5 protein-coding genes are annotated in these 6,421 nt (G+C 48.1%); all 5 read left to right on the top strand.

Annotated features, from left to right (window positions below):
- Window positions 1-638 precede the first annotated feature (638 nt).
- The 5 genes from ABUA47_RS22115 (at window position 639) to ABUA47_RS22095 (ending at window position 6,371) form a co-directional block, all read left to right on the top strand.
- Window positions 639-1,133 carry a hypothetical protein gene (locus ABUA47_RS22115; protein ID WP_317133015.1) on the top strand — a complete coding sequence of 165 codons (495 nt, stop codon included), beginning with the start codon at window positions 639-641 and terminating at the stop codon, window positions 1,131-1,133.
- Window positions 1,134-1,624: 491 nt separating this feature from the next.
- Complete coding sequence (locus ABUA47_RS22110) at window positions 1,625-2,596, top strand: S49 family peptidase (protein ID WP_119993437.1); 972 nt, start codon at window positions 1,625-1,627, stop codon at window positions 2,594-2,596.
- A gap of 17 nt (window positions 2,597-2,613) precedes the next feature.
- On the top strand, window positions 2,614-4,644 hold the full coding sequence (locus tag ABUA47_RS22105; RefSeq protein ID WP_349824565.1) for a hypothetical protein: 2,031 nt from the start codon (window positions 2,614-2,616) through the stop codon (window positions 4,642-4,644).
- Between the two features lie 93 nt (window positions 4,645-4,737).
- On the top strand, window positions 4,738-5,739 hold the full coding sequence (locus ABUA47_RS22100; RefSeq protein WP_119961570.1) for a hypothetical protein: 1,002 nt from the start codon (window positions 4,738-4,740) through the stop codon (window positions 5,737-5,739).
- Window positions 5,740-5,816: 77 nt separating this feature from the next.
- A complete protein-coding gene (locus ABUA47_RS22095; protein ID WP_349824564.1) occupies window positions 5,817-6,371 on the top strand; it encodes a hypothetical protein in 555 nt (184 codons plus the stop codon).
- Window positions 6,372-6,421: the final 50 nt, after the last annotated feature.

Below are 6,421 nucleotides of genomic sequence, written 5' to 3'. Positions count from 1 at the left end.
GCGATTACTAATTTACAAAGAAAATTCGACAAACTGTTATTTTTCTATCTATTTATTTGGGTGGGAAACTTTAGTTACATTTTCCTATATCACAAACCAGACATTTATTCCCGGTGGCCGCCCCATCGGGAATAAATGCTTTTTTATATTCTGATTTACGGACATTTCGTTCGGTTTCATCCTCCTGGTATCTTATGATACTTCCCTACTCCATCCCCCGGACCCCCTGGAATAAAAAGATAAGCAATATAGAGGGAGTTTTGAAAAGAAAATATTTCAAAAGAGGCGTCCAACAGTCCAACAATCCAACAAGAGAAAGAATTTTAAAATGTAACTCTCTGTTGTATAGTAGTATATATTTTCTATTTAATCATATATATATACTACAATGGCGTTGTCTTGTTGGACGCTGTTGGACGTGTTGGATTGCCATTTTTCAACCATCCAACTGGCTCCGTCCAACAAAAACGGCAAAAAATGCGGCTTGTTGGACGTGTTGGACGTCCTCCAACAGTATTTTCTTTATAGTAAATTTGTATAACTAAATAATAATCAGTAACTTTAATAATGCTGTTGGACTGTAGGACAGTTGGAAGCAAAAATAAACAAAAACGGTTTCAAAAAAATTTTTTAAGGAAATGAGCATGATTACGACGAGTATTTCAATTACACCTTACCTGGCTGAATATCTGCGTGGAAAGTACAACAACGGTGCGGATGAACCTTTCCGTATTCCTGACAATACGGACTTGTACCATGTGATATGGACGCTGATGTCGCGGCGTCATCAGAACCAGTCTCCCATAGATGACGGTAATCTGACTATCATACTCCCGGAGAGGCGTATCGGTAAGGATCCGGAAATATACAACTATCTGTCTCCACGGTCGGCCAAAATCATAGAAACGGAAATACGCAGGATGTTCAACCGGGAACTTCATACGGCAATGGACGAGAACGACTTGAACGGGCATGAGTTGAACAATCTCGATATCGTTCACAATTTCCTATGTGCGTATTGCATAGACAGCATCAGTGAGGATGCGTTGCTGAAGAACTTCTATCGGTGGCGGGAGAACATCCGCAAGCGGAAAAAACGCCGCGAATATAAAAAGAAGTTAAAAAACGGCTAAAAAATCACCGACCGAACTATGTGTTTTGTCCCAAAATGGCGGACAAAATGTCCTATGTATGGCGAACTTGTTGAATTACAAATAAATATCCTAATATGAAAGAACTTTCCATTCAGATTAAAGTCTATCCGGTGAGTAACATGCGCCAGGATGTCTATCGGTTCATGGCCGATGAGTTTGAGTTTACTCCGGTACCGGAATCCTCAGAGGCGGGCCGCTGTTTCAATTGCAATAAAGATATAAGCATAAGCCTTCCTCCATCCGGAGTGATGAAAGACTTCCTGGCTGGCAGGTTCTGCATTGTCGAGTTCACTGACACCAGGCACCGGAGTTTCCGGATCGGGGACAAAAAAATACCCGCCATTGTCTCGATATCCCCCAATCTGAATTCGGCGACTCTGAAAATTGAATGCAAAATGCTCAGTTCCCCGCTATTGTAGCGTCCTTCACCCCTTTCTGCAGGCTGCCTATCTTCGCTGAAAAGATACGCAATGAACAGAACTTATCTACGCCAGCTTCTTACTTTAAATATACACCGGCTTCTTATCACGGCAGAGGGCTTGTCTTCTGCCATGATAGAGGCTTTTCCATTGGTGTCCGCTGACAGTCTGCAGCCGACATCCTTTTTCTTCAATGAAAATCCTCCCACATATAAAGAGACATCGAAAAAGGCCCTTTCACTTCTTCAGCAGGAAATGAAGGCCCGTTCAGAACTCCAGGGTATAACCGTCACCGATGACTTCTCTTCTGACGAACTTCCTGAAGGCAGTATCGCCTATCACCGTATCTGGGGATTCATCACCTCAGATTGTCAGTGGTATTTCTCCTCCAAGCAGTTCGAACGGGACCTGCTTGCGGCAGAAGCCAATCCGGCCATAACCTGCCATTTCCTGCATGTGAACTCTCCGGGAGGGGAAGCATGGTATATGGACAGACTCAGTGAGACGATGCGCTCACTCGGCAAGCCCGTCATGACATTGGTGGAGCAGTGCAACTGTTCGGCCAGCTATTATATAACCTGCCATTCCAGTTTCATTGCCGCACTCACGGCCTATGATACCATCGGCTGCATAGGAACCATGATTTCCACTTGTAACTATGACGGATGGTTCGAAAAGATGGGTCTCAAACTCATCCAGGCCAAAGCCACGAAATCAGACCTGAAGAATAAAAAGACGGATGACTTGCTCAGAGGGAACCCGGAACAGTATATCAAAGAAGAATTGGATCCACCCAATGAACAGTTCCTTGCCGCCGTTCTTGCGTCCAGACCGCAACTGGGCAGCCTGCCGGAAGACGACCCGGTATTCCGTGGTGAAACGTTCGATACTCCGCATGCCATCGATAAAGGGCTGGTTGACGCCTCCATGACTTTTCCCGAAGCTGTGGTCAAGGCTGTAGAGCTCGGTCGCAGCTATATGGAGATTGAGAATATAAAAAGAAGTGCTCTCAACTATTTATAACTTAACTTTTGTTTATCATGAATTTAAAGGAAAGAATTCAGACCGTCCTGCAGAAACTGAATCTGCTGGACAAAGCGAAAGCCAATCAACTGACCCAGGAAGAATGGGGACAGATAGTCAACTCCTATAATCAGGAGTACCAGTCTATCCTTCAGGATGACTTGGCTGCAGACCAGGCGGCGCAACGGCAAACGGTTGCCGTCACCCAGGAACAGATTGACCAGGTACAGTCCATTCTTGGAAGTATCGTCAATCCGGTACAAACCAATTCAACAGCCACGGAAGAGGGAAACGGCGGGAATGGACCGGTGCAGACCAGTTCACAGCCAGCCAACGGTGAAGGTCTGGTGCAACTGGCCACTGCTGTGCAGAGCCTGGTTGACAATATGAACAACCGCGCGGAGGATGATATCCCTTCCCAGACAGTGACAGCCGCTTCCATCATGTTCACGGGACCGGCAGACCGTTCCCGGTATCTTTTCGGTATTGAAAATCCGATGTTCTCCATGTCCGAACGTTGGAACAAAATTGCTGCCAATCCGGCCTCCGCTTCTTCTTACGGTCCATGGGAAGAAGATAATGAAGGAGCCGCTTTCCGTCGCCAGGCCGTTACTTTCTCCCGTTCACTACAGCAACGTTACGATTATCTGCACAAAAACGGCATGCTTGACGCCAAACGTCTGGCAGTCGGAGAATTCAGTACGAACTACGAAGGGGTGGATACAGCCGGTGTGGGCAACCAGTATGTGGTCCTGCGCCAGGACGCTTTGATTGCCCGTGTACTCGCAGTCCGCGACCTCACGCAGTATTTTCCCGTCCGCTATGGAATTCAGGACCATGACCTCGTGTTCAATGCCTTCTTCTCCGAAGTTTCCCAAGCTTACCAGCAGGGTGAAATCTGGAAGGGTGACATGAAGCTTGAGAACGAGATGGGTCATGTGGATGATGCGATGATTAAGCTCAAGTTCGGTCCGATGAAAGAACTGGAGCGCATGTACATCGCTTATCTGAACAAGGAAGGCTCCGATCCTATCAAGTGGAACATGATCGAGTTCTGCATCCTGAACTCATTGGAAACTGCGCAGGTGGAGCAGAACAAACGCCGTATGCGGGGTATCTATGTCAAGCCGGAAACGGGTGTCGCAGGCAGTTACCTGAACGCATCGACCGGAATCATATACACACTGGTCCGCTACATGCATGAGTTTAAGATTCTTCCCCATGACGATGAGTCCTATCGCAGCTACACCGCTTCCAACATGTTGGATTCCGTTCAAGAGTTTGTCGGCGATGTGGTGGCATCCTGCACAGAAGACATGGATCTTGACCGCCACGTCCTCTATCTGAATAAGACCCATCTTCCCTGGTGGATTAAGAATGTCCGCGCCAAATATGGAAAGGACATTGATTTTTCCGGTCCGGACAGTTACCGCAATGTGGTACCTGACACGAATATGCGTATCATCTGGTTGCCTTACCTCGGTCAGCTTCCCCTCATGTTCATGGATGTTCCGGGCAACCTCCAGTTCCTGGAATTCGTACCGGGTGAGATGCTCTCCATCAAGGTGAAAGAGGACATGGAACTGGTAAAGGCATGGTCCACCTGGAAAGAAGGCACCGCCGCTTCGTTCACCGGCCGCCGTTTTGACAGCCTGGAAAAACTGAAGGCCAACAATTACGAATGGCAGCAGATCTTCATGAACAAACCTGCCGTCGATATGGCAGCGGACGCGACCACTGTCGATGCTTCAAAGGGATTCTGGCAGATAACAGCGGCCAACACTGGAGCCAAAGCGATTACGGATATTACGAATGCCAAAGCCGGTGTAGCCTACATCATTGAATGTGGCAGCACGGAGAATGCCACTACCATCGCCAAGTCGGACAAGTTTGCCGACATTACGGAAGCTTATACTCCGACCAAAGAGGGTGACTATATCATGGTAATCCTGAACAGTAAGGGTAACTTCCTGGAACTGGAACGTCAGGTAGGCGGTGTACGCAAGGTGAACGCTGCACTCCAGCCCAACATTCCTGGAGTCAGATAATTGGTTGTCTATAAGAACAGATTGTTTTCAGGTAGCGCGGGGCGGGTCCACTTAAGCCCGCTCCGTTTTTTATAACTTAAAAACTAAAATTGTATGAAAGCAAAAAGAATTTCAAATCCTTTCCGTAAAGGGAACCAGGCCGCCCGTAAGATGCAGGTCCGGTTTTTCCTTTCGCTGATGGTGCTTCTGGCACTCGTGTTTATTCTTGACATGGTCATGTCTCCCGGTTCTGTGCTGGGAATTTACGGATTTTCCGGTACCACACTGGCCGCCATGATGGTCATCGGTGACGTGGACGATGTATCCGACCGTAAGACGCACGGCTCGAATATAGCCTACAAGATTTACCTGGTGGATGTCGACCAGATAAATTCCGATGTACCCTTTCCGCTTCCAAACCAGCAGCGTGAGATAAGCACCATCCCGATGAAAGCCGGACAATACATGAAGTACTTTGCGGCGCACGATATTCCCACCTACACTTCAACCGGTGAGAAAGGTGACATTACCACCAGCGGTACGAACACTTTTGTTGCCGTCATGGGCGGCATGCGTGACCAGCTGCTCGATTTCATTGAACAGCATGCCGGAGGCAAGTTCATCATCCTTTTCAAGGAAGTGGGCGATGCGCAGTGGTACATCCTCGGCAACTATGACCGTCCGATGGTACTCTCCTCCTTCGAGTCCAAAAATGACAAGGACGGGCGTTATGTAACCTATACCTTCACACGTACAAGCATTGACCAGTACTACAAGTATACGGGCGATATTGTCCGTGCTCCGGCAGCGGCTCACACGGCTGGCGCAACGGCACTTGCCATTAAATCCACCAACAACCGTTATACCATCCCCGATGGCAATGAAGGCACATACGCCATTTCCACTGTCAGCGGATTGACAGCCAATGATAAGGGACGTTACATCACACTTGAGGGTACCGGTACCGACAAGGCGGCCACCATTGCCGACGGCAACAGCTTTGTGCTTGAGGATGGAGCTACCTGGACAGCCAAAGCGGGTTCTTCCATCACCTTCATGGTGCTTGATGCCTCTACACTTGTCGAGGTATCCGGCAGCCGTGTGCAGACAGCTTAGTAAAAAACACCTCTTACAAGTCAGCAGAATTCCCTTATAGGCAGCGTGTTGGCTTGTAAGACTTAAATCTGTATGTTATGTATAGTTTCAAAGAAAAGAAGACACATTTCGTGGCTCTCCGGAATCCGGATGTGGCACAATATGACCTTGAGTTACTGGCTAAAGAAGTTCCTGGATTTCCGCAGCTTGCCACATTCTCACGCAATCCCAAACGTTATGCCGATGATATCCTTTATGCACTGTTAGATTGTGCTACACGTGAGAAGATACGTGAGTATCGCCGGGCTATGATCGCAAAAGAGGCAGAAGATGCCGGAGAAAAGAAAACAGAAGCCCCTGCTGCGGAAAAACCGGCCGAAAAAAAACAGCAAATGCCCAAAGGGGAAACAACACATGCTGAAGGAACCGGTCCACATGACGACATTGAAAAGCCTGAAACAGTTCCGGCTGACAACTCGGCAGAAGAGTTGAAACAAGCGCTTGATGAAGCGGAAGCCCGTGCCCAGGAGACTGAGCAGGCGCTGGAAGAAGAGAAAAAAAAAGAGCCGGGCAAGGTTCCGGTAAAGTCCAAAAGCAAGAGGAATACCCGCAAATCGACTGGGACAACCTCTTCGACCCGCAGGTCCAAATAGCCACACTCATCTACAACGACCGTGTGGTCACTTGGAAACAGATGAAGCAG

Origin of the sequence: Bacteroides sp. RTP31139st1_H2_RTP31139_211217 (assembly GCF_040227615.1) — a bacterium.
GTDB lineage: Bacteria > Bacteroidota > Bacteroidia > Bacteroidales > Bacteroidaceae > Bacteroides > Bacteroides uniformis.
Note: the sequence above shows the minus strand (reverse complement) of the source record. Positions and strands in the feature narration are given on the sequence as shown.

Excerpts from the sequence above, each read along its gene's own strand:
- ABUA47_RS22105 (WP_349824565.1), top strand. The coding sequence starts at position 2,614 with ATGAATTTAAAGGAAAGAATTCAGACCGTCCTGCAGAAACTGAATCTG.
- ABUA47_RS22100 (WP_119961570.1), top strand. The coding sequence starts at position 4,738 with ATGAAAGCAAAAAGAATTTCAAATCCTTTCCGTAAAGGGAACCAGGCC.
- ABUA47_RS22115 (WP_317133015.1), top strand. The coding sequence starts at position 639 with ATGAGCATGATTACGACGAGTATTTCAATTACACCTTACCTGGCTGAA.
- ABUA47_RS22095 (WP_349824564.1), top strand. The coding sequence starts at position 5,817 with ATGTATAGTTTCAAAGAAAAGAAGACACATTTCGTGGCTCTCCGGAAT.
- ABUA47_RS22110 (WP_119993437.1), top strand. The coding sequence starts at position 1,625 with ATGAACAGAACTTATCTACGCCAGCTTCTTACTTTAAATATACACCGG.